The following is a 23,553-nucleotide window of genomic DNA, read 5'->3' as shown; positions in this document are numbered from 1 at the left end:
CCCTCGGGCAGGCTGCTGCCTACTTGCTGCGGCTGTAGTTCGGTGCCTCGACCGTCATCTGGATGTCGTGCGGGTGGCTCTCCTTGAGCCCGGCGGAGGTGATCCGCACGAACCGGCCGTTGTCCTGGAGCTGGGGCACGGTCCGGCCGCCGACGTAGAACATCGACTGGCGCAGGCCGCCGACCAGCTGGTGGACGACCGAGGAGAGCGGACCGCGGTAGGGCACCTGGCCCTCGATGCCCTCGGGGACCAGCTGCTCGTCGGAGGCGACGCCCTCCTGGAAGTAGCGGTCCTTGGAGAACGACTTGCGTTCGCCGCGAGTCTGCATGGCGCCCAGCGAGCCCATGCCGCGGTACGACTTGAACTGCTTGCCGTTGATGAACATCAGCTCGCCCGGCGACTCCTCGCAGCCCGCGAGCAGCGAGCCCAGCATCACCGTGTCGGCGCCCGCGACCAGGGCCTTGGCGATGTCGCCGGAGTACTGGAGGCCACCGTCGCCGATGACCGGGATACCGGCCTCCTTGGCGGCGAGCGACGCCTCGTAGATGGCCGTGACCTGGGGGACGCCGATGCCGGCGACGACGCGGGTGGTGCAGATGGAGCCGGGTCCGACACCGACCTTGATGCCGTCCACGCCGGCGTCGATGAGCGCCTTGGCGCCGTCGCGAGTGGCGATGTTGCCGCCGATGACGTCGACGCCGGCCGAGTTCGACTTGATCTTGGCGACCATGTCGCCGACGAGGCGGGAGTGGCCGTGCGCGGTGTCGACGACGATGAAGTCGACGCCCGCCTCGATCAGCGCCTGGGCGCGCTCGAAGGCGTCGCCGGCGACGCCGACGGCGGCGCCGACCAGCAGCCGGCCCCTGGCGTCCTTGGCGGCGTGGGGGTACTTCTCGGCCTTGACGAAGTCCTTGACCGTGATCAGGCCCTTGAGCACGCCGTGGTCGTCGACCAGCGGCAGCTTCTCGATCTTGTGGCGGCGCAGCAGCTCCATGGCGTCCACGCCGGAGATGCCGACCTTGCCGGTGACCAGCGGCATCGGGGTCATGACCTCGCGCACCTGACGGGAGCGGTCGGTCTCGAAGGCCATGTCGCGGTTGGTGACGATGCCGAGCAGCTTGCCGGCGCCGTCGGTGACCGGCACGCCGCTGATGCGGAACTTGGCGCACAGCGCGTCGGCCTCGGCGAGCAGGGCGTCCGGGTGGATGGTGATGGGGTTGGCCACCATGCCCGACTCGGAGCGCTTGACCAGGTCGACCTGGTTGGCCTGGTCCTCGATGGACAGGTTGCGGTGCAGGACGCCGACGCCGCCCTGGCGGGCCATCGCGATCGCCATGCGCGACTCGGTGACCTTGTCCATGGCGGCGGACAGCAGCGGGATGTTGACCCGCACGTTCCGGGAGACGTACGAGGCGGTGTCGATCTCGTCGGGCGCCATGTCGGACGCGCCCGGCAGGAGCAGCACGTCGTCGTAGGTCAGCCCGAGCGTCGCGAATTTTTCGGGCACTCCGTCGACGTTGGCAGTCATGACACCTTCCCCAAATGGCCTTGATCGGTGCGGATGTCCATGCTAACGGGAAGCGGACGTGGCTCATTCCACGATCAAGGGCGCCCACCGCCTTCGTAGCTTCGTACGGACATCCGTCACCGTCCGTTCATGCCCCGGCGCTACTGCTCCGCCAGAGCCCGCAGCCGGCTCAGGGCCCGGTGCTGAGCGACTCGCACGGCACCGGGTGACATTCCCAACATCTGCCCGGTCTCCTCCGCCGTGAGCCCCACCGCGATGCGCAGCAGGAGCAGCTCGCGCTGGTTCTCGGGCAGGTTGGCCAGCAGTTTCTTGGCCCAGGCGGCGTCGCTGTTGAGCAGCGCGCGCTCCTCCGGGCCCAGCGAGTCGTCCGGCCGCTCGGGCATCTCGTCGGACGGGACGGCCGTCGAGCCGGGGTGCCGCATCGCCGCGCGCTGCAGGTCGGCGACCTTGTGGGCGGCGATGGCGAAGACGAACGCCTCGAAGGGACGTCCGGTGTCCTTGTAGCGGGGCAGCGCGAGCAGCACCGCGACGCAGACCTCCTGGGCGAGGTCCTCGACGAAGTGCCGGGCGTCGCCGGGCAGGCGGGACAGACGCGTGCGGCAGTAGCGCAGCGCCAAGGGGTGGACATGGGCGAGCAGGTCGTGCGTGGCCTGCTCGTCCCCGTCGACGGCACGATGGACGAGCCCACCGACCGTCCCTTGATCAGGGGCCGCATCGTCGTCACGCATCGGTCCATGGTGCCTTGCGGCCGTCCGATCCGTGGCTTCGCGCCCGTTGTTGTGCACCGAAGCGTTATGAGCAGGTGCGCCGGAACTCATCCCCTGCGCCCTCCCCTTCCGCTCGACCGACTCGTCCCCGAGGAACTCCACATCTCAAGGATGCGTCATCCGCGCCGAAACGAGCAGCGGGCACCCGGCGGGTCGCCTTGTCACCCCCGCCCACCTCGCGATAAGCGGGGATCGCCGCCTCCCCGACGGGCCCTCTCGGACTCCATCGCACGGGGGTGCCCTAGCGGACCAGGCCCCACCGGAAGCCGAGCGCGACCGCGTGCGCCCGGTCCGAGGCGCCGAGCTTCTTGAAGAGCCGCCGGGCGTGGGTCTTGACGGTGTCCTCGGAGAGGAACAGCTCGCGGCCGATCTCCGCGTTGGAGCGGCCGTGGCTCATGCCCTCCAGGACCTGGATCTCACGGGCGGTGAGCGTGGGCGCGGCACCCATCTCGGCCGAGCGCAGCCGGCGCGGGGCGAGCCGCCAGGTGGGGTCGGCGAGGGCCTGCGTGACCGTGGCGCGCAGTTCGGCGCGCGAGGCGTCCTTGTGCAGGTAGCCGCGGGCACCGGCGGCGACGGCGAGGGCCACGCCGTCCAGGTCCTCGGCGACGGTGAGCATGATGATGCGCGCACCGGGGTCGGCGGACAGCAGCCGCCGGACGGTCTCGACACCGCCCAGGCCGGGCATGCGCACGTCCATCAGAATGAGGTCCGAGCGGTCGGCACCCCAGCGGCGGAGGACTTCCTCGCCGTTGGCGGCCGTCGTCACGCGCTCGACGCCGGGCACGGTCGCGACCGCGCGGCGGAGCGCCTCTCGGGCAAGCGGGGAGTCGTCGCAGACGAGGACGGAAGTCATGGCCGTCCTCCGCAGCTGATGCGCGTCACGTTGAGCCTCCAGGCTGGTACGAAAATCGTCACCTGTGCGGTCGACCGTCCCGGACGCCCGCCCGAGCACTTGTTCCTTCAACCGCCTCCGCACTCTCAACGACGGTCACTCGAAAGAGTTACGGGGCTGTGTGTCGTCTTCGGCACTCTACGTGAGGGGGCGGCCACGCAGCAGACATGCGCGTGGGACCCGCGCCGTTTCATCACAACCGGTGCCCCATTTAGCCGCTTTTCTTCCGCTTCGCTGGTGTCTGCGGCTAGATTCGCAATGAGTCATATTTTCATCTCCTTAGATCGTAGTTGTACGGTCGTGGACACCGTATCCACCCAGATCGGCTACAAGGGGTCACGCAATGGCAGATTTCTCCCGCCTTCCCGGACCGAACGCGGACCTGTGGGACTGGCAGCTCCTGGCTGCGTGCCGCGGGGTGGACAGCTCGCTCTTCTTCCATCCGGAGGGCGAACGCGGTGCGGCACGGAGTGCTCGTGAGAACTCGGCCAAGGAGGTCTGCATGAGGTGCCCGGTCCGCGCCGAGTGCGCGGCGCACGCGCTGGCGGTGCGTGAGCCGTACGGCGTGTGGGGCGGGCTGACCGAGGACGAACGCGAGGAGCTCATGGGACGGGCTCGCAACCGCCTGGTGGCGGCGACGGCATCGGCCGGCGGGGAGGCGTCCGCACATCACTGAAGGAACGTTTCTCTGAAACGCGGGCGCGTACGGAGCGCCGCCGCGAGGGCGCGCGCGTACCCTCAGCGCGTCGCCGACTGGCGCGCCCCCGCCCGGGCCAGCTCGTCCAGCGTCGCCGTCACCGCGGGCACCTGGGCCAGGTCGGGCAGGGTGAGCGCGACGATCTCCCGCCGCACCGCCGGCTCCAGCGTCACCGTGCGTACCCCCCGGGGACGTACGGACTCGACGGCGAGCTGGGGCAGGACGGCCACGCCCAGACCGGCCCCCACCAGGCCGGCGACCGCCGGATAGTCGTCGGTCGCGAAGTCGATGCGGGGCGTGAAGCCGGCCCCCTCACAGACCTCGACCAACTGCCCCCGGCACCGCGGGCAGCCCGCGATCCACGGGTCCCGGGCCAGCTCCCCGATGGCCACCGACCCGCCCGGTTCCGTGCGCGCGAGCCGGTGCCGTTCGGGCACCAGCGCCACGAGGCGGTCGGTCAGCAGCGGGCGTACGACGAGGTCGTCCCACTCCTCCGCGCCGGCCGCGCCCTCGTAGCGGAAGGCGAGCGCCACGTCGCAGTCGCCCTCGCGCAGCAGTTCCACGGACTTCGGCGGCTCGGCCTCCTCCAGGAAGACCCGGGTGCCGGGGTGGGCGGCACGCAGTGCGGCCAGGGCGGTCGGTACGAGGGTGGAGCTGCCGCTGGGGAAGGAGACCAGCCGGACCCGCCCGGCGCGCAGCCCGGCGATGGCGGCGACCTCCTCCTCGGCCGCGGTCAGCCCGGCGATGATCCCGGCGGCGTGCCGCACCAGTGCCTCTCCGGCCTGGGTCAGCCGCATCTCGCGCCCGGTGCGCACCAGCAGGGGGGTGCCGACGGAGGCCTCCAGGGCCTTCATCTGCTGGCTGACGGCGGGCTGGGTGCAGCCCAGCTCGCGCCCCGCGGCGGAGAAGGAACCGGTCGACGCCACGGCGCGCAGGACACGGAGATGACGAGCCTCGATCACACCCTCGAGGATAGGCGAGGGATAAGCGACTCTTTGACCGGGCGCCGAATAACGCGGCGACGCTTTGACGAGGGTTGTCCTACCGTTCCGCCATGAAGCTTTTGTCTGTCAACCTGGGCCGCGCGAAGACCGTGCCGTACACGGACCACCCCGAGGGCGTCACCGGCATCGACAAGCGCCCCGCCGACGGGGCCGTCCGGGTGACGGCGCCCGGGCCGAAGGGGGCCGGGGCGAGCGGGCTGGCCGGGGACACGGTGTGCGACAGGCGCCATCACGGCGGCGACGACCAGGCGGTGTACGCCATGGCACGCGAGGACCTCGACGACTGGGAACGCGAACTGGGCCGCCCGCTGCCGAACGGCGCGTTCGGCGAGAACCTCACCACGACGGGCCTGGACGTCTCCGGCGCCCTGATCGGCGAGCGCTGGCGGATCGGCCCCGACCTGGTGCTGGAGGTCACCAGTGGCCGCATCCCCTGCCGCACCTTCCAGGGCCATCTGGGTGAGCAGCGGTGGGTGCGGCGCTTCACGGAGAAGGGCGCGCCGGGCGCGTACCTGCGGGTGATCGAGCCCGGTGGGATACGGGCGGGCGATGCCGTCGAGATCGTGCGCAGGCCCGCCCACGGGGTCACGGTGGCGTTGCAGTTCCGGGCGGTGACGACCGAACGGGAGCTGCTGCCCCGGCTGCTCGAGGCCCGCGAGGCGCTGCATCCGGAGGCGCTGGCGGCGGCGCGGAAGTACGTGGCGACGTACAGCGCCTGAGCGAAACGGACCTGCTCGGTCCGGACCCATAACCTTGCGCCATGACAACGGCATTGATTACGGGAGCGACGGCCGGCATCGGCGCCGCGTTCGCGCGGCGGCTGGCGGCCGGCGGACATGACCTGGTGCTGGTGGCCCGCGACACCAAGCGGCTGCGCGAACAGGCGACCGAACTGCACGACCGGCACGGCATCGAGGCGGAGGTCCTGACGGCGGACCTGGCGACGGACCCGGGCATCGAGGCGGTGGCCGCCCGGCTCGGTGAGCGCCGGAGCCCCGTCGACCTGCTGGTCAACAACGCCGGCTTCGGCAACAAGGGCCGCTTCCTCGACGTCTCCATGGCCGACGAGCTGACGATGCTCAAGGTGCACTGCGAGGCGGTGCTCCGGCTGACCTCGGCGGCGACGGAGTCGATGCGGGAACGGGGGCGCGGCGGCGTGGTCAACGTGGCCTCGGTCGCGGCCTTCGTCCCGCGCGGCACCTACGGCGCCTCCAAGGCGTGGGTCGTGCAGTTCACCCAGGGCGTGGCGAAGGACCTGTCCGGCAGCGGCGTACGTCTGATGGCCCTGTGCCCCGGCTTCGTGCGCACGGAGTTCCACCAGCGGGCCGGGATGGGCACGGACAACATCCCGAACTGGATGTGGCTGGACGCCGACAAGCTGGTCGCGGCGGCGCTGGACGACCTCTCGCGGGGAAAGACCCTGTCGATTCCCGACCCGCGCTACAAGGCCCTGATGGGCGCGGCGAAGCTGGTGCCGCGGGGGATGCTGGGCGGGATCACGTCGCGGACGGGGCGGAAGTACGGGCCGCGATAGGCGGCCGGCCGCGGTCAGGCCCGGAACGCGAGGGTGCCCAGCACCCCCGAGGGGGTACTGGGCACCGTCGGCCCGGCCGGTCGGTCGGCCGGGCTCGGCTCAGTTCAGCACTGCGCCGCGCTGCGCTCAGTGAGCGTGGCCGTGGCCGTGGCCCGCGGCGGCCGGCTCTTCCTCTTCCTTCTTCTCGACGACCAGGGTCTCGGTCGTCAGGAGGAGGGAGGCGATGGAGGCGGCGTTCTCCAGGGCGGAGCGGGTGACCTTCACCGGGTCGATGACGCCGGCCTTGACCAGGTCGCCGTACTCGCCGGTGGCGGCGTTGAAGCCCTGGCCCTTGTCGAGCTCGGCGACCTTGGAGGTGATGACGTAACCCTCCAGGCCGGCGTTCTCGGCGATCCAGCGCAGCGGCTCGACGGCCGCGCGGCGGACGACCGCCACACCGGTGGCCTCGTCGCCGGTCTTGCCGAGGTTGCCCTCGAGGACCTTGACGGCGTGGACCAGCGCGGAGCCACCACCGGAGACGATGCCCTCCTCGACCGCGGCGCGGGTCGCGGAGATGGCGTCCTCCAGACGGTGCTTGCGCTCCTTGAGCTCCACCTCGGTGGCGGCGCCGACCTTGATCACGCACACGCCGCCGGCCAGCTTCGCGAGGCGCTCCTGGAGCTTCTCGCGGTCCCAGTCGGAGTCCGTGGACTCGATCTCGGCCTTGATCTGCGCGATGCGGCCGTCGACCTCGTCACGCTTGCCGGCACCGTCGACGATGGTGGTGTCGTCCTTGGTGACGGTGATGCGGCGGGCGGTGCCGAGCACCTCGAGGCCGACCTGGTCGAGCTTGAGGCCGACCTCCTCGGAGATGACCGTGGCGCCGGTGAGGACGGCCATGTCCTGCAGCATCGCCTTGCGGCGGTCGCCGAAGCCGGGGGCCTTGACGGCCACCGCGTTGAAGGTGCCGCGGATCTTGTTCACGACGAGGGTGGAGAGCGCCTCGCCCTCCAGGTCCTCGGCGATGATCAGCAGCGGCTTCGAGGCGTTGGCCTGGATGACCTTCTCCAGCAGCGGCAGCAGGTCCGCGATGGAGGAGATCTTGCCCTGGTTGATGAGGATGTACGGGTCCTCGAGGACGGCCTCCATGCGCTCCTGGTCCGTCACGAAGTACGGCGACAGGTAGCCCTTGTCGAAGGCCATGCCCTCGGTGAAGTCCAGCTCCAGACCGAAGGTGTTGGACTCCTCGACGGTGATGACACCGTCCTTGCCGACCTTGTCCATCGCCTCGGCGATCAGCTCGCCGACCTGCTGGTCCTGGGCGGACAGCGCGGCCACGGCGGCGATGTCGGACTTCTCGTCGATCGGCCGGGCGGTGGCGAGGAGGTCCTCGGACACGGCGGCGACCGCCGCGTCGATGCCCTTCTTCAGCAGCGCCGGGGAGGCGCCGGCGGCGACGTTCTTCAGGCCCTCGCGGACCAGGGCCTGGGCCAGCACGGTGGCGGTGGTGGTGCCGTCACCCGCGATGTCGTTGGTCTTGGTCGCCACCTCCTTCACCAGCTGGGCGCCGAGGTTCTCATACGGGTCCTCGATCTCGACCTCGCGGGCGATCGTGACACCGTCGTTGGTGATGGTCGGGGCGCCGAACTTCTTGTCGATGACGACGTTGCGGCCCTTGGGGCCGATCGTCACCTTCACCGTGTCGGCGAGCTTGTTGACGCCGCGCTCGAGGGCGCGACGGGCGTCCTCGTCGAACTTCAGGATCTTCGCCATGGGAGCGTGAGCCCTCTCGGAAATCTTGGGGTTAAACGGCACTGCGCCCCGGGCGCCCGGCTTCATATCGATCGCGGGGGCCAGGGGCGCAGCAGTAAAGCAAGGTGCTTCGGTGCTTCGGTGAACTACTTCTCGACGATCGCGAGCACGTCGCGGGCCGAGAGGACGAGGTACTCCTCGCCGTTGTACTTCACCTCGGTGCCGCCGTACTTGCTGTAGAGCACGACGTCGCCGACGCTGACGTCGAGCGGAAGACGGTTGCCGTCCTCGAAGCGGCCCGGGCCAACGGCCAGGACGACGCCCTCCTGGGGCTTCTCCTTGGCGGTGTCCGGAATGACCAGGCCCGAAGCCGTGGTCTGCTCGGCGTCGAGCGGCTGGACCACAATGCGGTCCTCGAGCGGCTTGATGGCAACCTTGGAGCTGGTGGTCGTCACGATCCGACCTCCCCCTTCGGAGATCTCACGGGGTTAACTGTCTGAGGTGGCGACCAGGTGGATCCGTCGTCGCGGGTGCCGGACCTGCCCGTCGCGTAGTTGGCACTCTCCAGTGGGGAGTGCCAGGGCCGAGACTATGACCGCGATTAGCACTCGGTCAAGCGGAGTGCCAATGCCGACGGCGCGTCGCCGTGTTTTCCGTCGAAGTGCCGCGCCGAAACGCACCCCCGCGCGGGGGTGCGCCGCCCGTCCCGCCAGGGCGGAAGTCAGAGATAGTCCCCCAGGCGCCCCACCCTCAGCCCCTGCTCCTCGATCTCCTCCAGCAGTCGTTCCGTGCGGGTGCTCAGGCCCAGGCCGGTCGGATGGTCCGGGGCGACGGACACGATGTCGCCGGGGTGCAGGCGCTCGGCGCCGCGGGTGTAGGCGAGGCCGCCGCCGGGGTCCAGGGTCGCCCGCCACAGCACGACCGCCGTGATGCCGCAGTCGGCGGCGGCACGCAGGGTCGTGGTGTCGTACATGCCGTAGGGCGGGCGGAAGAGGTGGGGGCGGACGCCGAAGCGGGAGTTGAGCTTGGTCTGCTGGCCGCAGATCTCGGCGCGCTGGCCGGCGTAGGGCAGTCCGCGCAGGGAGCGGTGGTCGAGGGTGTGGTTCTGCAGGCTCGCGCCGACCGAGCGCAGCCGGGCGAAGTGGCCGTACGCCGGTCCGGCGACGGCGTCGGTGAGGAACAGGGTGACCGGGAGCCGGTGTTCGCGGACCAGGTCGGCGAAGTGCGGGTCCCGCTCGGCGCTGTCGTCGAAGGTGAGGAAGACGACCCGGTCGGTGGTGCGGACGTGGTCCACGACGGGCGGCAGGTCCTGCTCCCGGCCGTTGCCCTGGCCCCCGGCCGCGCGGGCCTGTTCCGCGGTGGGCGGGCGGTCGGCGGGGGCGGCGAACTGGGCGCAGCCGGTGAGCAGTACGGCGGCCAGGGCGGCGCCGGCCGGCCGGTACCGCCCGCGCCTCACAGGTAGTCCTCCAGGCGGGCCACGGCGTATCCCTCGGCGGTGACCTTGTCGAGGAACTCGCGGACCATGTCGCGCATGGTGCCGCCCCAGTCGCCCTCGCCCCGGAAGTGGGTGAGGACGATGTCGCCGGGGTGGATCCTGCGGTCCCACTCGCGGTAGTCCCAGTGGTCGGCGAAGACCTCCTCGTTCCAGATCGGGGCGTACCTGATGCCGCAGGCCTTCGCGGCGCGCAGGGTGTCCCGGTTGTAGTTGCCGTAGGGCGGGCGGAAGAGGACCGGGCGCTTTCCGTAGCGCTTCTCGATCACGTCCTGCATGCCGCAGATCTCGCGTTTCTGCTCGGCGTAGGACAGGCCGGGCAGGTAGGGGTGGTTCAGGGTGTGGTTGTTGAGGGTGACGCCCCGGTCCTGCATCTTCTTGAAGTAGCCGTAGTCCTCCTTCACCAGGTAGTCGCTGAGGAAGGCGGTGTACGGGATCTTCAGGTCGCTCATCATCCGCAGGAACGCCGGGTCCTTCTCGGCGCCGTCGTCGATACTGAGGAAGACGATCTTCTCCTTGGTCGGGATCGAGGTGAAGACCGGCGGGAGGTTCTTCTGGCCCCTCACCTCGAAGCCCTCGCGCGCCTTGATCTCCGGCTTCTTCGCGGGGGGCGGCGGGGCCGCCAGCGGGACCTTCTTCAGCTTCCAGCGCTTGGCGGCGGCCACCCGGGCGGCCTGCGCGGCGCGCAGCTTGGACGCGTAGGCGTCCAGCGCGCGGGCCGGGGGCGCCTGGAGGGGCTGCCGGCCGGCGGCCCCCCGGACCTCGGAGGCGTCCTGCGCACAGCCGGAGGCGAGGGCGGCGACGGCGAGCACGGCGACACCGCCGCGCGTCCGCAGCCCTGGAGACGACGCCCGGAACATCTGAGACGCCCGGAACACCTGAGACGCCCGGCTTTTGTCATTTTGTACGACTGCTCGCATGGTGCCGGATCCTCGCAGTCCCCGGCCGCCGTTCCCGGCCCGACACCGCGCCGGAGGCACACCATCCACCGACTGGCCCACAATGTTCCGGTGAACGACCTCGACGCCCTCCTCGCCCTGCTCACCCCCGAGGGCCGTGCCCTCCTCGACGAGGTGCGCGACACCGACCCGGCACGGGAACTCGCGGTCGCGACCCGGCTGCGGCGCACGCATCCCGCCGGGCTGGTGTCGGCGGCGCTCGGGCAGGCGCGGCTGCGGCAGCGGGCGGTGGCGAAGTTCGGGGCCGAGGACGCCGGACGGATGTTCTTCACGCCCAACGGGGTCGAGCAGTCGACGCGGGCGAGCGTGGCCGCGTACCGGGCGGAGCGGCTCAGGGCCCTGGACGTGACCTCCGTCGCCGACCTGTGCTGCGGGATCGGGGGCGACGCGATCGCGCTGGCCCGGGCCGGGATCCGGGTGCTGGCCGTGGACCGGGACCCGGCGACGGCCGCCGCGGCCCGGGCCAACGCCGAGGCGCTGGGGCTCGGTGAGCTGATCGAGGTGCGCGAGGCGGATGTCACTCGGGTGGAGACGGGTGGGTACGACGCCGTGTTCGTGGACCCCGCGCGGCGGGGCGGACGCGGCCGGATCTTCGATCCGGAGGCTTACTCGCCGCCGCTGTCCTGGGCCGTCGAGGCGGCCCGTACGGCTTCCCGCGCCGCCGCGCTGAAGGTCGCGCCGGGTATTCCGCACGAGGCGGTGCCGGACGGCGCCGAGGCGGAGTGGATCTCGGACGGCGGGGACGTGAAGGAGGCCGTGCTGTGGTTCGGCACCGCGCCCGGGGCCGTGCGGGCCACGCTGCTGCCGGGGACCCGCACCCTGCTCGGCACCGGCCTGCCCGACCCGGCGGTCCGCACGCCCGGCCGGTACCTGTACGAACCGGACGGCGCCGTCATCCGCGCCCATCTCGTCGCCGAGGTCGCCGAGCGGGTGGGCGGGGGGCTGCTCGACGCGACCATCGCCTACGTCACCGCGGACGAGCTGGTCCCGACGCCGTACGCCACGGCGTACGAGATCACCGACCGGATGCCCTTCAACGTCAAGAAGCTGAAGGCGCTGCTGCGGGAGCGTCGGGTGGGCGTCCTGACCGTGAAGAAGCGGGGCTCGGCGGTGGAGCCGGAGGAGCTGCGGCGGAAGGTCAAGCCCCAGGGGCCGAACGCGGCGACGGTCTTCATGACCCGGGTCGCGGGGGCGCCCACGATGCTGATCGGGCATCCGGTGCGCTGAGGCCCGGCCGGCGACGGATCACGCGGGAGGCGGGGCCGGCCCGGCGTCCCCACCGGCCGCCGCCGCGGGCACGCCCGGCTCAGCGGCAGTCCTCCGCCCGGCGGGTCAGCAGCTCGCGTTCGCGTTCGTTGCGGGCCAGGGACGCGGCGCGTTCGAACTCCGTGCGCGCCTGGGCCGTACGGCCCAGCCGGAGCAGCAGGTCCCCGCGGACGCTGGGGAGCAGGTGGTAGCCGCGCAGGGCGGGATCGGACGCGAGGCTGTGGACGAGGGCGAGTGCCGGGGCCGGGCCCTCGGCCATCGACACGGCCACCGCGCGGTTGAGTTCGACGACCGGGGACGGGGCGCGGGCCGCGAGCAGGCCGTAGAGCGTGGCGATGCGCCGCCAGTCGGTCTCCTCGTACGTGTACGCCGTCGCGTGGCAGGCGGCGATCGCGGCCTGGAGGGCGTACGGGCCCGGGCCGCCGGATCCGGTCGTGGCGTGGGCGTGGGCGTGGTCGAGGGCGGTGATGCCGCGGGCGATGAGCATGCGGTTCCAGCGACGGCGGTTCTGGTCCTCGAGGAGCACCGGCGCGCCGTCGGGACCGGTGCGGGCGGCGGTGCGCGACGCCTGGAACTCCAGCAGGGCGGTCAGTCCGTGCACCTCGGGCTCCTTCGGCATCAGCGCGGAGAGCACGCGGGCCAGGCGCAGCGCGTCCTCGCACAGGCCCGGGCGGAGCCAGTCGTCGCCGGCGGTGGCCGCGTAACCCTCGTTGAAGATCAGGTAGATGACCTCCAGGACCGAGCCGAGACGGGCCGCGCGGTCCGGGCCGTACGGCACCTCGAAGGCGATGTTCTTCGTGGCCAGGGTGCGCTTGGCGCGCACGATGCGCTGCGCGACCGTCGGTTCCGGCACCAGGAAGGCGCGGGCGATCTCGGGGGTGGTGAGGCCGCCGAGCAGGCGGAGGGTGAGGGCGATGCGGGACTCGGCGGAGAGGACCGGGTGGCAGGCGGTGAAGACCAGGCGCAGCAGGTCGTCGTCGATGTCCTCCGGGTCGGCGGGCTCCTCGGGGGGTGCCGCCGCGGCGGGCAGGTCCCGGCCGATCTCCGCGAGCTTGCGGGCGTGGTTCTCCCGGCGCCGGATCAGGTCGACGGCGCGGCGCCGGGCGGTGGTCATGAGCCAGCCGCCCGGGTTGTCGGGCACACCGTCCCTGGGCCACTGCTCCAGGGCCGCGACCAGGGCGTCCTGCGTGAGTTCCTCGGCGAGGCCGACGTCCCGGACGAGGCGGGCGACGCCGGCGACGACCCGGGGCGACTCCAGCCGGAAGACGGTCTCGAGGGCCTCGGTGGGCTGTGCTTCCACAGCCCACCATGCAACACCCTCGGGCGCGCGGGGCGAAACTCCGGTCAGCCCTCCATCAGCTCCCGCACCTCGCAGGTGACCGTCCAGTGCTCCTCGTGCACCTTCAGGAAGCGCTTGGTCCACTCGACCGCCTCGGCCTTGTCCTTGGCCTGGAGGAGCGAGTAGCCGCCGACGACCTCCTTGGACTCGGTGAAGGGCCCGTCGGTGACGGACAGCCGTCCGCCCTCGTAGTGGACGCGGGTCCCCTGGGCCGTCGGGGTCAGCCCGGCGGTGTCGAGCAGGACGCCGGCCTTCGTCATCTCGTCCATCAGCTTCTCCATGCGCTGCACCAGCTCGGGGCTGGGGCCGCCGGAGAGGGCGTCGCTCTCCTCGATCCGGATCAGCGACAGGTAGCGGGGCATGGTGACTCCTCGGGGTGGGACGGGGGCCGGGTCCTTCCCGGCCTCTCACCCCGTGCGTCGAACGGGAGACACCTGGATCGACACACGTCCCGGGATTTCCGGGAGTTTTCTCAGCGCAGTGATTTCCACAGGTCACCGGAGTCCGGCTGCCGGGCCACCACCCGGTTGGCGTCCCAGGGGGCCGGCAGGACAGGCATCGTCACCGTGCGCACGTCGTCCGCCGACAGGCCCCCGAGGCTGCGGCCGAGGCTCATCAGCTCGCCCAGCGAGTCCAGGCCGGTGTCGGTGGTGAGGCTTCCGGTGACCGCGTCGGTGACCTGGTAGAGCCGAGCGGGGTCGGTGAGCAGGTCGGTCGCGGAGATCCGCTCCAGCAGCGCCTTCACCAGCTTCTGCTGGAGCTCTATGCGGGCGAGGTCGCTGCCGCCCGCCAGTCCGTACCGGGTGCGGGCCAGACCGAGGGCCTCGGTGCCGTCGAGGTGGTGGGTGCCGGCGGCCAGGCGCAGGTGGCTCTTGTCGTCGTCGATGTCCACGTCCGTGGTGACCGTGACCCCGCCGAGGGCGTCGACCAGTCTGGCGAAGCCGGAGAAGTCGATCTCGATGTAGTGGTCCATGCGGACGCCGGTCATCGACTCGACGGTCTTGACCGCGCAGACCGGTCCGCCCAGGGCGTAGGCGGTGTTGAACATCGCGTCGCTCGCCTCCCGGCTCTCGCCGCCGGACGGCAGCGGGCAGGGCGGGCGGGTGACGAGCGTGTCGCGCGGGATGCTGACGACGGTGGCGGCGGTCCGGCCCGCGTCGAGGTGGACGACCATCGCCGTGTCCGAGCGGGCGCCCTCGCTGTCGCCGCCGCCGAGCTCCTGGTTCTCCTCGCCGCTGCGCGAGTCCGAGCCGAGGACCAGGATGTTCAGGGCGCCGGTGGGCACGGGGGACGCGGAGGGCGCCGTTCCCGGCCTCGCGGGGCGGTCGTCGCCGAGCGCGCCGTTGATGTCGACGCTCTTGATGTTGCCGTTGAGATGCCAGTAGGCCCAGCCCGCCGCGGCGACCCCGAGCAGCAGGGCACCGGCCAGGGCGAGGCCTGCCGCCTTCAGCCCCTTCGAGCGCGCACCCCGCGCAGCCATGCGTCCGCCCCCGCCCCTGCCGGTCCCGTTCGCGTCCCCACCCGAGTGCCCCATCGGAAGGAACATAAGTCCGAATTATCGGGAGCGGACATACGCGGGTCGTGATTCTGCGGAAATTCTCAGATTTCGGAGGCCGTCCAAAGAACCGGGAGCGGGAAAGACCCGGGAAGCAGGGGAGCCAGGAGAGCAGGGCGCCAGGAGAAGCGGGGGGCCAAGGGGACAGGGGACAGGGGACAGGGGACAGGGGGCCGGGGGGAGCCGGGTGGCGGGCGGCTCCTGACGGCTCGTAACGGCTCGTAACGGCTCGTAACGGCTCGTCAGGCGGCCGGAGGCGCCCCCGTGCTGCTGCGCACCTCCAGGCTCGTGGCCAGCTCCACCCGGGATGCCGCCGCGGAGCCGTCGGCGCGCCCGAGGTCCAGGACCAGCCGGGCCGCAGCCTCGGCCATCTCCATGAGCGGCTGCCGTACGGTCGTCAGCGGCGGCCCCACCCAGCGGGCCACCGGCAGGTCGTCGAAGCCGACCACGCTCAGGTCCTGCGGGATGCGCAGACCCAGCTCGCGCGCGGCCTCGTACAGTCCGAGCGCCTGGAGGTCGTTGCCGGCGAAGACGGCGGTGGGCCGGTCGGGGCGGCGCAGCAGCGCCAGGCCCTGCCGGTAGCCGGCCTCGTGGTGGAAGTCGCCGGTCATGATCAGGTCCGGGTCGACGGGCAGCCCGGCCGTCTCGAGGGCGGCCCGGTAGCCGTCCATGCGGGCGCGGCTGCACATCATCCGAGTGGGTCCGCTGATCGCGCCGATGCGGGTGTGGCCGAGGTCGACCAGGTGCCGGGTGGCGGCGAGTCCGCCCTGCCAGTTGGTGGCGCCGATGGACGGCACGTCGGCGCCCGGGTCGCCGGCCGGGTCCATCACCACGAAGGGGATGGAGCGGCTGGTGAGCAGCGCCCGCTGGGACTCGTCGAGGCCGGACAGGACGAGGATCACGCCGTGCGGACGGCGGGCGGCGACCTGGTCGGCCCAGGTACGGCCGGGCGTGAGGCGCCCCGCGCTCTCGGAGAGCACGACGCTGAGCCCCGTGTCCCGCGCCACGTTCTCCACGCCGCGGATGACCTCCATCGCCCAGGCGCTCTCCAGCTCGTGGAAGACCAGGTCGATCAGGGGGGAGCGGGTCGACTCGGCCCTGCGGCGCCGGTAGCCGTGGGCGCGCAGCAGCTCCTCCACGCGGGCCCGGGTCGCCGGGGCGACATCGGCGCGACCGTTGAGGACCTTCGAAACAGTCGGCGCCGACACACCGGCCTCGCGCGCGATCTCGGCGAGCGTCGCGGTCTGCGCGGACCGCTTTCGCGTCGGGGTCTCAGCGGGCTGCGGGGATGTCATGGCTGCGATCGTATCCCTGCGAGCCCTGATGACGAAGCCTTGGGTGAGTCATGACTTCCCGGAAGATTCGCATTTCGATCCGAAACATTCGGGCCGTTGTGTGGTCTCGGCCGCGGCCGGAAGGGGAAACCGCGGGTCGCACGGGCGCGCCCGCGACAGTGGCGGCCGAGCGGCCCGTCGAGGCCGCGGTGCTCGCCGCTCGGGAGCGCCGGACGGGCCGGCCGCTCCCGCGGCAGCCGCCGAGGGGAGACGTGGGGTTTCGCCTCCGTCCCGGTCAGTCCCCGTCCACCGACTCGAACCGCCACCGGTGCACCGCACGCGCGACCAGGTTCCCATCCGGTTCGGGCAGTTCCGGGAGTTCGGCGTCGTGCCGCACGTCCCCGTCCCACCAGGTGACGACCAGAACACGGTCCTGCGGGGCGCGGAGGGTCTCCCGGCGCAGCGGGGTGCCGTCGAGCGGCTGCGCCCGCGCCCAGGCGAGCAGTTCCTCGCCCCGGCCGGGCAGGGCCCGCGCCTCCCACATCAGCACGACGGTCATGAGTACAGGTTCTCCTCGCCGGCCTCGTGCACGTGGTCGTGGTCGTGCGTGTGGCCGAGTCCCGGCACGTGCGGTTCCGTCACCGGGAGGGAGGAGTCGGCCGAGAGGTCCCAGTCGGAGGCGGCCCGGTTACGGGCGACCATCTCGGCACCGAGCGCGGCCACCATCGCGCCGTTGTCCGTGCACAGCTTCGGCCGCGGCACGCGCAGCCGGATACCGGCCGCCTCGCAGCGCTCCTGGGCCAGGGCCCGCAGCCGGGAGTTGGCGGCCACGCCGCCGCCGATCATCAGGTGGTCGACGCCCTGGTCCTTGCAGGCCCGCACGGCCTTGCGGGTGAGCACGTCCACGACCGCCTCCTGGAAGGAGGCCGACACGTCCCGCACCGGCACCTCCTCCCCCGCCGCCCGCCTGGCCTCGATCCAGCGGGCCACGGCCGTCTTCAGCCCGGAGAAGGAGAAGTCGTACGCCGGGTCGCGCGGACCGGTGAGGCCGCGCGGGAAGGCGATCGCGTTCGGGTCGCCCTCGCGCGCGTACCGGTCGATGACCGGGCCGCCGGGGAAGCCCAGGTTCAGCACGCGGGCGATCTTGTCGAAGGCCTCGCCGGCCGCGTCGTCGATGGTGGCGCCCATCGGGCGGACGTCGGAGGTGATGTCCGACGACAGCAGCAGGGAGGAGTGGCCGCCGGAGACCAGCAGCGCCATCGTCGGCTCGGGCAGCGGGCCGTGCTCGAGCTGGTCGACGCAGATGTGCGAGGCGAGGTGGTTGACGCCGTAGAGGGGCTTGCCGAGGGCGTAGGCGTAGGCCTTCGCCGCCGAGACGCCGACCAGCAGGGCGCCGGCGAGGCCGGGGCCGGCGGTGACGGCGATGCCGTCGAGGTCGCGGGCGCCGACCCCCGCCTCCTTCAGGGCGCGGTCGATGGTGGGGACCATCGCCTCGAGGTGGGCGCGGCTCGCCACCTCGGGTACGACACCGCCGAAACGGGCGTGCTCGTCGACGCTGGACGCGACGGCGTCGGCCAGCAGGGTGGTGCCGCGGACGACACCGACGCCGGTCTCGTCGCAGGAGGTCTCGATGCCCAGAACGAGAGGCTCGTCGCGTGGGTCAGCCATGGTTGTCGGTTCCTCGCTCGGTTCCCGGTACGGAGGTGGAAGGGTCGGTCAGGCGCATCACCAGGGCGTCCACGTTCCCGGGCTGGTAGTAGCCGCGCCTGAAGCCGATGGGCTCGAAGCCGAAGCGCTCGTACAGCCGCTGGGCGCGGGTGTTGTCCACCCGGCACTCCAGCAGCACCTCGGCGCACTCGAAGGCGGTCGCCGCCCGCAGCAGTTCGGTCAGGAGCCGCGCGCCGAGGCCGGTGCCCCAGTGGTCGCGGGCGACGGCGATGGTCTGCACGTCGCCCTGCTCCCCGGAGGTGACCAGGCCCGCGTAGCCGACGACCCGGTCGTCCACCTCGGCGACCAGGTACCGCCGGGTCGCCCCCGGGCCGCGCGCGTGGGCGAGCTCGGACCAGAACATCCCCCGCGACCAGGCGTCCTCCGGGAACAGCTCCCGCTCCATCCGGAGCACGGGGTCGATGTCCCACCAGCGCATCTCGCGCAGTGCGGCAGTGGCTGACTCGGTCACTTGGGGGTGACCACCTTGTAGTTCTTGGGGACCTGGGCGTCGGGCCGGCGCAGGTAGAGCGGCCGGGGCGCGGGCAGTTCCTCGCCCGCCGCGAGCTTCTCGGCGGCCAGGCACGCCAGGGCGGACGCGGACACGTGCTCGGGCTCGTGCGCCTTCGGGAAGGTGTCCGGGTACAGCAGCGCGCCCGCGCCGACGGCCGGGAGACCGGCCACCTGCCCGGCGATGTCGGCGGGACGGTCGACCGCCGGATCGGTGAGGCGGGTGCGGGAGTCGGCGTACCGGGCCCAGTAGACCTCCTTGCGGCGGGCGTCGGTCGCCACCACGAAGGGGCCCTTCAGGTCGGCGGCGTAGGCGAGGCCGTCCAGCGTGCACACGCCGTGCACGGGCACGCCGAGTGCGAGGCCGAAGGTGTCCGCGGTCATCAGGCCGACGCGCAGGCCCGTGTAGGGGCCGGGGCCGGTCCCGGCGACGATGCCGGTGACGGCGTCGAGTGCCAGGCCGGCCTCGGCGAGCACCCGGTCGACGGCGGGCAGCAGCAGCTCACCGTGCCGGCGTGCGTCCACCTGGCTCGACGAGGCGATGACGTCCGTACCGTCGTGCAGCGCGACGGTCACGGCGGGCGTGGCGGTATCCAGAGCGAGCAAGAGCACACAAACAGCCTACGGCGCCGCGGGGCCCGCGTCGGACCCCCGTCCGGCGGGCAGCCGACGGCACCCGTGTCGCACACCGCGATCATGCGGTAACGGACTGCTACGGTCGCCGGGAATCGGAGCACGACGTACGACGACGAGGTGGTCGCCAGTGGCAAGCAGCAGCGCCGGTTTCGTCACCGTCCTCGCCGCGGCGGCCCTGGCGACGATCGGCGTCCTCGGCTACCAGGCGTCCGCCGGTGCCCCCGCCGACCTCGGCCGGACCCACGCGAGCGGCACGCCCGCCCCCGGCGCCTCCAAGGCCCCCCGCGACCGGCGGCACCCCGACGCCCTGCCCACGGGCTCCGGGACGGGCGAACGGGTGGTGTACTCGGTGGACGACGACCGGGTGTGGCTGGTCGGCGCGGGCGACAGGGTCCAGCGCACGTTCAGGGTCACGCCCAGTACGGTCGACCCGGCGCCGGGCACCTACGCGGTCACGTCCCGTTCGAACCGGGTCACCGGGTCCGACGGCGTCGCGGTCGAGCACGTCGTGCGCTTCACCAGTGTCGAGGGCGTGGTCATCGGGTTCAGCGCGGCGGTGGACGGCTCGACGGCGAAGCCCGACCCGGACGAGCGCACCGGCGGCATCCGGGAGAGCCGCGCGGACGGCGACGCGATGTGGCGGTTCGCGACGATCGGGCAACGGGTCGTCGTCGTCCCCTGAGGCGCCGGGGCAGCGCGAGCCGCAGCCGCGCGACGCGTACGGGCTACGGCCTACGACCTACGACCTACGGGCCTACGGCCCTACGGATACGGGGCGTACGGATGGCAGCCCGAGTCGCAGCCCGAGTCGCACCGGGGCCGCGGATCGCGGAAGCCGTGCGGGTCAGGCGGCCTCGCGGTGCTCCCGGACGGGACGGTGGTGGCACGTCTCCGGCTCGGGCACGCGCGGGGGCGTCGAGATCGCCTTCGCGGCGGCGCAGGACGCGAGCAGGTCGCGCATGGACACCCCGGCGAGCGCGGGCGGCTGCGGCTGCGGATCGGTCTCCGGCATGGACGCCTCCTGAAGGTCGGGGGCGGGCGTAGTTAGGCATACCTAACTACGAGCTGGATACCATGTGACCACGCGCGAGACCCCGAGCGCAATATCTTGCCGACGTCTTGTCGGAACGTCCCGGATCCGGGGCGCCGGCTCAGACGGCGAGCACGCTCAGGCCGGCCGCGTCCCAGCGCTCGCCGACGCCCGTCAGCGTCACGTGCCGCACCTCGTCGGTGGTGTCGCCGACGGCCCGGTGGATCCGGAGCTGCAACCGGTCCTCGGTCAGCTCCTCGACCTTGCCCTCGCCCCACTCGACGACGATCACCGAGTCGGCCAGGGAGACGTCGAGGTCGAGGTCCTCCATCTCGTCCAGGCCGCCGGAGAGCCGGTAGGCGTCGACGTGGACGAGCGGCGGACCGTCGCCGAGGGACGGGTGCACGCGGGCGATCACGAACGTCGGGGAGGTGACGGCGCCGCGCACGCCCAGGCCTTCGCCGAGCCCCCGGGCCAGCGTCGTCTTGCCCGCGCCCAGCTCCCCGCTGAGCATCACCAGGTCACCGGCGCGCAGCACTTTGGCGAGCTTGCGGCCCAGTTCCCGCATCTGCTCCGGGGAGGTGACGGTGATCTCGACGTCGGGTGCGGGCCCGGAGGGCTCAGCCGGGTCCTGCGGTGCTGCTGGTGCTTCCATAGCCATCAACGGTAGCCGCTGCGGGCACGGCTCCCGCGCGGGCGAGCAGGTCGGCGAGGCGGTCGGTGACCAGCTCCGGATGCTCCAGCATCACCAGGTGCCCCGCGTCCGGCACGAGCACCAGCTCCGCGTCCGGCAGCAGGTCGGCGATCGCCTCGCTGTGCTCGCTCGGCGTGACCAGGTCCCGCACGCCGGCCAGCACGAGCACCGGCAGGCCGGTGAAGTGGGCGAGGGCCTCGGTCTTGTCGTGGTCGTTGAAGGCCGGGTAGTACTCGGCGACCACGTCGATCGGCGTCGACTCGATCATCCGCTCGGCGAACCGGGCCACGGCCGGGTCGACGTCCCGGGACGCGAACGAGTACCGCTTGATGATCCCCGCGAACAGGTCCGCCGTCGCCCGCCGCCCCTTCTCCACCAGGTCGGCCCGCTGCCCCAGCGCCTTCAGCACGCCCGGCAGCACCCGCCGCACCGCGTTGACACCGGCCACGGGCAGCCCGAAGTTGACCTCGCCGAGCCGGCCGGAGGACGTGCCGACGAGGGCGGCGCCGACGACCCGCTCGCGGACCAGGTCGGGGAACGCGTCGGCCAGGGCCATCACGGTCATGCCGCCCATGGAGTGCCCGGCCAGCACGATCGGGCCCTCGGGTGCCGCCGCGTCGATGACGGCCTTCAGATCGCGGCCCAGCTCGTCGATGGTGACCGGCCGGTCGTCCCGTACCTGAGCCACACCCCGCCCGGACCGGCCGTGGCTGCGCTGGTCCCAGTACACGGTGCGGACGACGCCCCTCAGGGCGGCCCGCTGGAAGTGCCAGGAGTCCTGGTTGAGGCAGTAGCCGTGGCTGAAGACGACGGTCACGGGGGCGGGCGCCTTGCGGCCGAACAGCCGCCGCCGGCGCCGGGTGAGCGCGGACTCCTTCTCCGGATCGACGTCGTCGACCTCGTAGTACAGCTCGGTGCCGTCGTCGGCGTACGCCTTGCCGGGGGTGCCGCGCAGTCCGCCGTAAGGGCCCGCCGAGTCGAGGGCGAGCCGGGCCTTCTGCCGTATCCCGCGGCCGACGGTGAGCCGTTCTATCGCCACGCCCGCCGCGGCGCCCGCCGCGACCACGCCTATCGCGACACCGGCGATGCCGGTCGCCCGGCGCCAGCCGCCGGCCGCGGCCTCGGTGGCGGCCTCCGCGGCGGAGGCGACGGCCGCCGCGGCGACGTCCGCTACGGCCTCCGCGTTGCTCTCGCTCACGTACCGCTCCTCTTCACCGGGCCGCTGCGCGGATACCCGCTGGTCGCTGTTTCACCTGAACGCGCGTCGCGCGCGTCGCGCCGCTGACGGACGCGTCACTCGTTCACGTAGACGCGCGGAACCCGGCTTCCGATCCGGGTGACGATCTCGTACGCGATGGTGCCGGCCGCCTGCGCCCAGTCCTCGGCGGTCGGCTCGCCCCGGTCGCCGGGGCCGAACAGCACCGCCTCGGTGCCCGGCCCCGGCCGGTCCCCGCCCAGGTCGACGACGAACTGGTCCATCGCGATCCGCCCCGCCACCGTGCGCCACTTGCCGTCGACCAGGACGGGGCCGGTGGAGGAGGCGTGGCGGGGGACGCCGTCCGCGTAGCCGAGGGGGACGAGGCCGAGGGTGGTCTCGCCGGGGGTGGTGTAGTGGTGGCCGTAGCTGACGCCGTGGCCGCCGGGGACCTGTTTGACCAGGGCCAGCGAGGCGGCGAGCGTCATCACGGGGCGCAGTCCGAAGTCGGCGGGGGTGCCGGTCTCGGGGCTGGGCGAGACGCCGTACATGGCGATGCCCGGCCGTACGAGGTCGAAGTGGGCCTCGGGGAGGGTGAGCGTGGCCGGCGAGTTGGCGATGTGCCGCACGTCGGGGCGTACGCCCCGCTGCTCGGCGTAGGCCGTCATCTCCCGGAAGAGGGCGAGCTGGGCGGCGATGGAGGGGTGCCCGGGCTCGTCGGCACAGGCGAAGTGCGACCAGAGGCCGGTGACGCGGAGCAGCCCCTCGCGCTCGGCCCGCAGGGCCGCCCGGACCAGCTCCTCCCAGTCCTCGCCCGGCTGGCAGCCGTTGCGACCGAGCCCGGTGTCGGCCTTGAGCTGCACGCGCGCGGGGAGCCCGGCCCGCCGTGCCGCCCCGGTGACCTCGTCCAGGGCCCACACCCCGCTGACGGACACGTCGAGGTTCGCCTCGACGGCCTCCTGCCAGGGGCCGCCCGGCGTCCAGAGCCAGCACATGATCCGCACGTCGTCCGGCAGTCCCGCCTCCGCGCGCAGCGCGAGGGCCTCCTGAGGCGTGGCGGTGCCCAGCCAGGTCGCACCCGCGTCGATGGCCGCGCGGGCGCACGGAATCGCACCGTGGCCGTAGCCGTCGGCCTTGACGACGGCCATGAGCGCCGCCCCGGGGGCCCGTTCGCGCAGTGCGCGGACGTTGGCCCGCAGGGCGGCCAGGTCGATCTCGGCACGGGCCCGCAGTACCGCGTCCCGCCGAGTAGCTGTCTCACTCATCGTCCCCCCAGTCTCTCAGAGCACCCGGGGCCCGCTTTCCCGCGGAACACGGATCGCTCGCGAGGTCGTTAGGGTGCCCGGCATGAGCATCATCGGGGTCGGGATCGACGTGGCCGAGATCGAGCGGTTCGGGGTGTCGCTGGAACGCACACCGGCCCTGGCACGGCGGCTCTTCCTGGAGAGCGAGTTGCTGCTGCCGAGCGGGGAACGCCGGGGCGTCGCCTCGCTCGCCGCCCGGTTCGCGGCGAAGGAGGCCCTGGCGAAGGCGCTGGGCGCGCCCGCGGGACTGCACTGGACGGACGCCGAGGTGTACGTCGAGGACAGCGGGCGGCCTCGGCTGCGGGTGACGGGGACGGTGGCGGCGCGGGCGGCGGAGCTGGGCGTGACGTCGTGGCACGTGTCGCTGAGCCATGACGCGGGGGTGGCGTCGGCGGTGGTGATCGCGGAGGGGTAGGGCGGGCTTCCCCGGGCCGACGGC

26 protein-coding genes are annotated in these 23,553 nt (G+C 72.6%); 6 read left to right on the top strand and 20 right to left on the bottom strand.

The features are described 5' to 3' along the window. Window positions 1–19: 19 nt before the first annotated feature. The 3 genes from guaB to ACZ4V1_RS05815 all read right to left on the bottom strand — a co-directional run bounded on the left by guaB (window position 20) and on the right by ACZ4V1_RS05815 (window position 3,148). A complete protein-coding gene (gene guaB, locus ACZ4V1_RS05825; RefSeq protein WP_468329841.1) occupies window positions 20–1,528 on the bottom strand; it encodes an IMP dehydrogenase in 1,509 nt (502 codons plus the stop codon). A 140-nt stretch (window positions 1,529–1,668) separates the two neighbouring features. Next, entirely contained in the window at window positions 1,669–2,256 is a 588-nt protein-coding gene (locus tag ACZ4V1_RS05820; RefSeq protein WP_055418308.1) for a sigma-70 family RNA polymerase sigma factor, read from the bottom strand. A gap of 280 nt (window positions 2,257–2,536) precedes the next feature. Then, entirely contained in the window at window positions 2,537–3,148 is a 612-nt protein-coding gene (locus tag ACZ4V1_RS05815; protein WP_003948568.1) for a response regulator transcription factor, read from the bottom strand. Window positions 3,149–3,530: 382 nt separating this feature from the next. Between ACZ4V1_RS05815 and ACZ4V1_RS05810 the strand changes: the two genes are divergently transcribed. Further along, window positions 3,531–3,863 carry a WhiB family transcriptional regulator gene (locus tag ACZ4V1_RS05810; RefSeq protein WP_468329837.1) on the top strand — a complete coding sequence of 111 codons (333 nt, stop codon included), beginning with the start codon at window positions 3,531–3,533 and terminating at the stop codon, window positions 3,861–3,863. Window positions 3,864–3,925: 62 nt separating this feature from the next. On the opposite strand, the gene ACZ4V1_RS05805 is transcribed toward ACZ4V1_RS05810, so the two are convergent. Beyond that, complete coding sequence (locus ACZ4V1_RS05805; protein ID WP_468329834.1) at window positions 3,926–4,846, bottom strand: LysR family transcriptional regulator; 921 nt, start codon at window positions 4,844–4,846, stop codon at window positions 3,926–3,928. A 92-nt stretch (window positions 4,847–4,938) separates the two neighbouring features. Between ACZ4V1_RS05805 and ACZ4V1_RS05800 the strand changes: the two genes are divergently transcribed. Then, on the top strand, window positions 4,939–5,607 hold the full coding sequence (locus ACZ4V1_RS05800) for an MOSC domain-containing protein (protein ID WP_468329831.1): 669 nt from the start codon (window positions 4,939–4,941) through the stop codon (window positions 5,605–5,607). Between the two features lie 41 nt (window positions 5,608–5,648). Next, window positions 5,649–6,422, top strand: coding sequence for an SDR family NAD(P)-dependent oxidoreductase (locus ACZ4V1_RS05795; RefSeq protein ID WP_468329828.1), 774 nt, complete (start codon window positions 5,649–5,651; stop codon window positions 6,420–6,422). 126 nt (window positions 6,423–6,548) lie between these two features. Here the strand turns inward: ACZ4V1_RS05795 and groL are convergent, their stop codons facing one another. From groL to ACZ4V1_RS05775, 4 genes are all read right to left on the bottom strand, one after another. Beyond that, the gene (gene groL / locus ACZ4V1_RS05790) at window positions 6,549–8,174 is read right to left on the bottom strand and encodes a chaperonin GroEL (protein WP_468329825.1); all 1,626 of its coding nucleotides are present in this window, start codon (window positions 8,172–8,174) and stop codon (window positions 6,549–6,551) included. A 125-nt stretch (window positions 8,175–8,299) separates the two neighbouring features. Next, a complete protein-coding gene (groES, locus tag ACZ4V1_RS05785) occupies window positions 8,300–8,608 on the bottom strand; it encodes a co-chaperone GroES (protein WP_003974211.1) in 309 nt (102 codons plus the stop codon). Between the two features lie 266 nt (window positions 8,609–8,874). Beyond that, window positions 8,875–9,609, bottom strand: a complete 735-nt coding sequence (locus ACZ4V1_RS05780) for a polysaccharide deacetylase family protein (RefSeq protein ID WP_468329822.1) — start codon at window positions 9,607–9,609, stop codon at window positions 8,875–8,877. Further along, on the bottom strand, window positions 9,606–10,505 hold the full coding sequence (locus ACZ4V1_RS05775; RefSeq protein ID WP_468329819.1) for a polysaccharide deacetylase family protein: 900 nt from the start codon (window positions 10,503–10,505) through the stop codon (window positions 9,606–9,608). Before ACZ4V1_RS05775 ends, ACZ4V1_RS05780 begins: the two co-directional genes overlap by 4 nt. 150 nt (window positions 10,506–10,655) lie before the next feature. Here ACZ4V1_RS05775 and ACZ4V1_RS05770 point away from each other — a divergent pair, with 150 nt between their 5' ends. Further along, window positions 10,656–11,831, top strand: coding sequence for a class I SAM-dependent methyltransferase (locus ACZ4V1_RS05770; protein ID WP_468329816.1), 1,176 nt, complete (start codon window positions 10,656–10,658; stop codon window positions 11,829–11,831). A 79-nt stretch (window positions 11,832–11,910) separates the two neighbouring features. Here ACZ4V1_RS05770 and ACZ4V1_RS05765 read toward each other — a convergent pair whose 3' ends face one another. The 8 genes from ACZ4V1_RS05765 to tsaB all read right to left on the bottom strand — a co-directional run bounded on the left by ACZ4V1_RS05765 (window position 11,911) and on the right by tsaB (window position 18,867). Next, entirely contained in the window at window positions 11,911–13,170 is a 1,260-nt protein-coding gene (locus ACZ4V1_RS05765) for an RNA polymerase sigma factor (protein ID WP_468329813.1), read from the bottom strand. 44 nt (window positions 13,171–13,214) lie between these two features. Beyond that, window positions 13,215–13,571 carry a YciI family protein gene (locus ACZ4V1_RS05760; RefSeq protein WP_468329810.1) on the bottom strand — a complete coding sequence of 119 codons (357 nt, stop codon included), beginning with the start codon at window positions 13,569–13,571 and terminating at the stop codon, window positions 13,215–13,217. A gap of 110 nt (window positions 13,572–13,681) precedes the next feature. Continuing rightward, the gene (locus ACZ4V1_RS05755) at window positions 13,682–14,689 is read right to left on the bottom strand and encodes an LCP family protein (RefSeq protein ID WP_468329807.1); all 1,008 of its coding nucleotides are present in this window, start codon (window positions 14,687–14,689) and stop codon (window positions 13,682–13,684) included. A 317-nt stretch (window positions 14,690–15,006) separates the two neighbouring features. Beyond that, window positions 15,007–16,059, bottom strand: coding sequence for a LacI family DNA-binding transcriptional regulator (locus ACZ4V1_RS05750; protein ID WP_468329804.1), 1,053 nt, complete (start codon window positions 16,057–16,059; stop codon window positions 15,007–15,009). A gap of 274 nt (window positions 16,060–16,333) precedes the next feature. Next, the gene (locus ACZ4V1_RS05745) at window positions 16,334–16,597 is read right to left on the bottom strand and encodes a hypothetical protein (protein ID WP_468329801.1); all 264 of its coding nucleotides are present in this window, start codon (window positions 16,595–16,597) and stop codon (window positions 16,334–16,336) included. Further along, window positions 16,594–17,706, bottom strand: coding sequence for a tRNA (adenosine(37)-N6)-threonylcarbamoyltransferase complex transferase subunit TsaD (tsaD, locus tag ACZ4V1_RS05740; protein ID WP_468329798.1), 1,113 nt, complete (start codon window positions 17,704–17,706; stop codon window positions 16,594–16,596). Before tsaD ends, ACZ4V1_RS05745 begins: the two co-directional genes overlap by 4 nt. After that, window positions 17,699–18,184, bottom strand: coding sequence for a ribosomal protein S18-alanine N-acetyltransferase (gene rimI, locus ACZ4V1_RS05735; RefSeq protein WP_468330918.1), 486 nt, complete (start codon window positions 18,182–18,184; stop codon window positions 17,699–17,701). Before rimI ends, tsaD begins: the two co-directional genes overlap by 8 nt. A 29-nt stretch (window positions 18,185–18,213) precedes the next feature. Next, the gene (gene tsaB, locus ACZ4V1_RS05730; RefSeq protein WP_468329795.1) at window positions 18,214–18,867 is read right to left on the bottom strand and encodes a tRNA (adenosine(37)-N6)-threonylcarbamoyltransferase complex dimerization subunit type 1 TsaB; all 654 of its coding nucleotides are present in this window, start codon (window positions 18,865–18,867) and stop codon (window positions 18,214–18,216) included. Window positions 18,868–19,018: 151 nt separating this feature from the next. Here tsaB and ACZ4V1_RS05725 point away from each other — a divergent pair, with 151 nt between their 5' ends. After that, window positions 19,019–19,573, top strand: coding sequence for a hypothetical protein (locus tag ACZ4V1_RS05725; RefSeq protein WP_468329792.1), 555 nt, complete (start codon window positions 19,019–19,021; stop codon window positions 19,571–19,573). 162 nt (window positions 19,574–19,735) lie between these two features. Here ACZ4V1_RS05725 and ACZ4V1_RS05720 read toward each other — a convergent pair whose 3' ends face one another. The 4 genes from ACZ4V1_RS05720 to alr form a co-directional block, all read right to left on the bottom strand. Then, entirely contained in the window at window positions 19,736–19,903 is a 168-nt protein-coding gene (locus tag ACZ4V1_RS05720) for a hypothetical protein (RefSeq protein WP_468329789.1), read from the bottom strand. Window positions 19,904–20,042: 139 nt separating this feature from the next. Next, on the bottom strand, window positions 20,043–20,576 hold the full coding sequence (tsaE, locus tag ACZ4V1_RS05715) for a tRNA (adenosine(37)-N6)-threonylcarbamoyltransferase complex ATPase subunit type 1 TsaE (protein ID WP_468329786.1): 534 nt from the start codon (window positions 20,574–20,576) through the stop codon (window positions 20,043–20,045). After that, the gene (locus ACZ4V1_RS05710) at window positions 20,542–21,813 is read right to left on the bottom strand and encodes an alpha/beta fold hydrolase (protein WP_468329783.1); all 1,272 of its coding nucleotides are present in this window, start codon (window positions 21,811–21,813) and stop codon (window positions 20,542–20,544) included. Before ACZ4V1_RS05710 ends, tsaE begins: the two co-directional genes overlap by 35 nt. Before the next feature lie 95 nt (window positions 21,814–21,908). Then, the gene (alr, locus tag ACZ4V1_RS05705) at window positions 21,909–23,075 is read right to left on the bottom strand and encodes an alanine racemase (protein WP_468329780.1); all 1,167 of its coding nucleotides are present in this window, start codon (window positions 23,073–23,075) and stop codon (window positions 21,909–21,911) included. Between the two features lie 82 nt (window positions 23,076–23,157). Between alr and ACZ4V1_RS05700 the strand changes: the two genes are divergently transcribed. Beyond that, entirely contained in the window at window positions 23,158–23,529 is a 372-nt protein-coding gene (locus ACZ4V1_RS05700; protein ID WP_468329777.1) for a holo-ACP synthase, read from the top strand. Window positions 23,530–23,553: the final 24 nt, after the last annotated feature.

It is taken from the genome of Streptomyces sp. NPDC028991, from assembly GCF_055564775.1.
The sequence above is the reverse complement of the archived record's forward strand: the minus strand, read 5'-3'. Positions and strand labels throughout refer to the sequence as shown.

Bases quoted from the DNA above. Each gene is read 5' to 3' on its own strand.
- guaB (WP_468329841.1), bottom strand. From the start codon at position 1,528: ATGACTGCCAACGTCGACGGAGTGCCCGAAAAATTCGCGACGCTCGGG.
- ACZ4V1_RS05820 (WP_055418308.1), bottom strand. From the start codon at position 2,256: ATGCGTGACGACGATGCGGCCCCTGATCAAGGGACGGTCGGTGGGCTC.
- ACZ4V1_RS05815 (WP_003948568.1), bottom strand. From the start codon at position 3,148: ATGACTTCCGTCCTCGTCTGCGACGACTCCCCGCTTGCCCGAGAGGCG.
- ACZ4V1_RS05810 (WP_468329837.1), top strand. From the start codon at position 3,531: ATGGCAGATTTCTCCCGCCTTCCCGGACCGAACGCGGACCTGTGGGAC.
- ACZ4V1_RS05800 (WP_468329831.1), top strand. From the start codon at position 4,939: ATGAAGCTTTTGTCTGTCAACCTGGGCCGCGCGAAGACCGTGCCGTAC.
- ACZ4V1_RS05795 (WP_468329828.1), top strand. From the start codon at position 5,649: ATGACAACGGCATTGATTACGGGAGCGACGGCCGGCATCGGCGCCGCG.
- groL (WP_468329825.1), bottom strand. From the start codon at position 8,174: ATGGCGAAGATCCTGAAGTTCGACGAGGACGCCCGTCGCGCCCTCGAG.
- ACZ4V1_RS05775 (WP_468329819.1), bottom strand. From the start codon at position 10,505: ATGTTCCGGGCGTCGTCTCCAGGGCTGCGGACGCGCGGCGGTGTCGCC.
- ACZ4V1_RS05760 (WP_468329810.1), bottom strand. From the start codon at position 13,571: ATGCCCCGCTACCTGTCGCTGATCCGGATCGAGGAGAGCGACGCCCTC.
- ACZ4V1_RS05755 (WP_468329807.1), bottom strand. From the start codon at position 14,689: ATGGCTGCGCGGGGTGCGCGCTCGAAGGGGCTGAAGGCGGCAGGCCTC.
- ACZ4V1_RS05750 (WP_468329804.1), bottom strand. From the start codon at position 16,059: ATGACATCCCCGCAGCCCGCTGAGACCCCGACGCGAAAGCGGTCCGCG.
- ACZ4V1_RS05745 (WP_468329801.1), bottom strand. From the start codon at position 16,597: ATGACCGTCGTGCTGATGTGGGAGGCGCGGGCCCTGCCCGGCCGGGGC.
- tsaD (WP_468329798.1), bottom strand. From the start codon at position 17,706: ATGGCTGACCCACGCGACGAGCCTCTCGTTCTGGGCATCGAGACCTCC.
- rimI (WP_468330918.1), bottom strand. From the start codon at position 18,184: ATGCGCTGGTGGGACATCGACCCCGTGCTCCGGATGGAGCGGGAGCTG.
- ACZ4V1_RS05720 (WP_468329789.1), bottom strand. From the start codon at position 19,903: ATGCCGGAGACCGATCCGCAGCCGCAGCCGCCCGCGCTCGCCGGGGTG.
- tsaE (WP_468329786.1), bottom strand. From the start codon at position 20,576: ATGGAAGCACCAGCAGCACCGCAGGACCCGGCTGAGCCCTCCGGGCCC.
- alr (WP_468329780.1), bottom strand. From the start codon at position 23,075: ATGAGTGAGACAGCTACTCGGCGGGACGCGGTACTGCGGGCCCGTGCC.
- ACZ4V1_RS05700 (WP_468329777.1), top strand. From the start codon at position 23,158: ATGAGCATCATCGGGGTCGGGATCGACGTGGCCGAGATCGAGCGGTTC.